This is a genomic window from Treponema sp. J25, from assembly GCF_004343725.1.
Classification (GTDB): domain Bacteria; phylum Spirochaetota; class Spirochaetia; order Treponematales; family Breznakiellaceae; genus J25.
Genome location: NZ_PTQW01000045.1, coordinates 1 through 2,944, shown reverse-complemented (window position 1 = coordinate 2,944; position 2,944 = coordinate 1). Strand labels below are relative to the sequence as shown.

Here is a 2,944-nt window from a genome sequence, read left to right as displayed (position 1 = left end):
TCACCAAAGGATTGGTAACTGACAACACAGGCACATAGTAGTTCTTGCCCGGCTACCAGGGAAAAAAATTCGGATAAGTTCCAATTCTTGAATACAGCACCCGCAAATAGTCATATATATCTGTAATTGTGGCTACTATTGAACGAGGATTTCTTTGTCCTAAATTTTGACTTATTGCAATAGTAGGAGATAACCCTTCAATACTATCAACATCAGGTTCATCGAGTTGACTAATCAGATGTCTTGCATGAGAAGATAGCGACTCAATAAAACGCCTCTGTCCTTCTGCATAAATGGTATCATATGCTAATGATGATTTACCAGAACCACTTAATCCCGTAATAACAGTTATTTTGTTTTTTGGTATATCAACGTTTATATTTTTAAGATTATTTTCACGTGCACCTCTAACTCTTATCATATCCATATCTTAAACAACTACTCCCATAACTATTATAGTAGCAATAAATCTTCAAATCCAATTATGTAATTTCATTAAAAAATTACACATCATACGGGCTTGTACTGAAAAACATGCAAATCCACTAAAAACAAACAGACCTCTCAATAAAAGCATAGATTAATATATTAAAACTGAACTTTATTGCTGCATATTATCCCATTTTTATTTTTTCAACAAGTTTATCAAACTTCTTTTCATTTAATATTTCATGGGTTAAAAATTGTCCATTATAAAAAACACTATAGGTAGTATAAGGTGAAGGCGCATTTTGTGCCTCTTCCTTTGATTGAATTTTTTTAATCTCCAGCGGAAAACCTATACTCTCTGCCCGTTTTACAATTTCACCTATGTAATAATCGGTAAAAGGACACTGTTCTGTATAATAAATCGTCATTATATTATTATTTATCTTCGATTCTTTTACACATTTCTTAAAGACCGGATCAGGAGCTTCATTTCTAAACTTCTTAACTAATAATTCAAAATAAGGACTTGCAGTATCACATACACTAAAACCCTTCTTTATAAAAAAAGCCTTGTCAGACATATACGGCTTTTTGGTTTTACTGGTCAGCACAACAACTCCATTCATACCTTCTGAGTCTTTAAAACACTCATCAAGGAGTTTTGAACCATAACCTTTACCTTTGTAACTGCCTGCTACCCAGAAACAGTTGATAAACATATAGCCCGGCGCCTCTATAGGACACCATGCATTATCCGCTGGAATATATTCAATAAATACCTTTTGCCTTACATCAAATTTCTTGAAAATCAAACCATCCTTAAATCTATCTTTAAGCCATTCCTTCTTAGCTTTAACTCCATTTAAACACTTTTTATCAGATAATGCACAACATATATGTTCAGAGTCTATGTTGCTGTTTGTCAAAGTAATTATATTTAACGAATCCATAAGATAACCTCCAGTATTCTCTTAATGAATCACAGCCAACAGTATTAAATACTAATGTGACACTTCGAATATTATATATTATTCCAAAAAATAAGTCAATTAAAATGATTTATTCTAGCACTATTAAACAAATAACCCTATTTAATAAGTAAATTCCATTCCCAAAAAGCATTGACTGGAATTAAGTTTTTCAAAATCATGTAAAAGTTGTGGAGGAAATAAGTTTCTAAAAAGTTATGATATATTTAAGGTGGTGCTTCTTTAGGAGATACATATGAATAAAAAATAAACATCTAACTTTAGAAGAAAGGATTATTATTGAATAATGCCAAAAGGAAAGTAACATTTAAAGGAATCGCCCATGAATTAGGGAAGGATCTAACTACAATTGCAAATGAAATAAAAAATCATATTCAATTTCAAAAGACTGGTTTCTACTGAAAGAGTTTCAATGATTTTCTAAATATAAAAACGCCTCCCTATATCTGCAACGGGTATACGACTAAAACTTCATGTACATTAGAAAATCAGATTTTAGAGTTTCCATGGCTTCATTATATTTACCTATTGTACCTTTATTAAATTCTGAATTGGATGTTGTCAGTTATTGTCCATATAATGTCAATAGCTTCTATGGTAATTTAAACAAGTTTTTGTATTATTTTATATAAATCGAAATATATTTACATTATATATGTTTTATCTACATAATCTCGATACAAAATATGATATTTGTATAGGTTTTTCCAGTTTGCCCTTTTGAAAGTGTCCAGTTGATAGAGTATTCATAAAAAGAATGGGTGATGGATTTACCCCGGACTCGCTTCTGTAGGCGGCTTCGATAGACACAGGAATAGACAGACACGGGAACAAAAAATATAGGATTTTTTGTTCCCGTGTCCCCGAAGTGTTTTTTCAGCTATTTCTACTATGCCGGAAATGCCGCCCATGGACGGGATTATTATACCTATAAACCACATTAGATACTAAAAAATTGGCGTATGGGTTCTTGTGTACCTCTTAATAGCAATAGTCCCGCATGAATACTGGCTTTGGGGGATTTCTTTCACGGTAATTTTAATTACATCAGTATAACTACTATATATATAAAGAAGCTTTTCAGATGCTTTGAGGATTGGTTGGAATATGCTCCATCCGTTATTATATCTGCTTGCTAGCTGAAGGAGTTCCGATTTGAGTTTGGAGCCAAGGTTATTATTGAGGTTACGCAGGGGGCTATCACGGTGAAGTTATAATAATGGTTCAAATGATATGATGAGTGCATATAGTGTATCATCAACGCTCCCCAATCCGAAAACTGATATAGAAAATAATGACCTTTTCGGCAATAGAAATGAAGAATCCGAAGTTGTTGCGTTAGGAAGTGTAACTGATAGGAACTGTCATTTCGGGAGGAACTGTCATTTCGGGATTTTTGCGGTTTTAGGTTAAAATTTTCGGTTTTTCCCTCGAACTATGACTTTTGTACTGATAGGAACTGTCATTTCGGGAGGAACTGTCATTTCGGGATTTTTGCGGTTTTAGGTTAAAATTTTCGGTTTTCC

At 32.9% G+C, this 2,944-nt stretch carries 1 protein-coding gene and 1 pseudogene; both read right to left on the bottom strand.

Annotated elements, in window-relative coordinates; translation table 11 throughout:
* Window positions 1-79 precede the first annotated feature (79 nt).
* A pseudogene (locus C5O22_RS12250) lies at window positions 80-427 on the bottom strand (excinuclease ABC subunit UvrA); the annotation flags it as partial.
* Window positions 428-614: 187 nt separating this feature from the next.
* Window positions 615-1,379, bottom strand: coding sequence for an N-acetyltransferase (locus C5O22_RS12245; RefSeq protein WP_132782231.1), 765 nt, complete (start codon window positions 1,377-1,379; stop codon window positions 615-617).
* Window positions 1,380-2,944 lie beyond the last annotated feature (1,565 nt).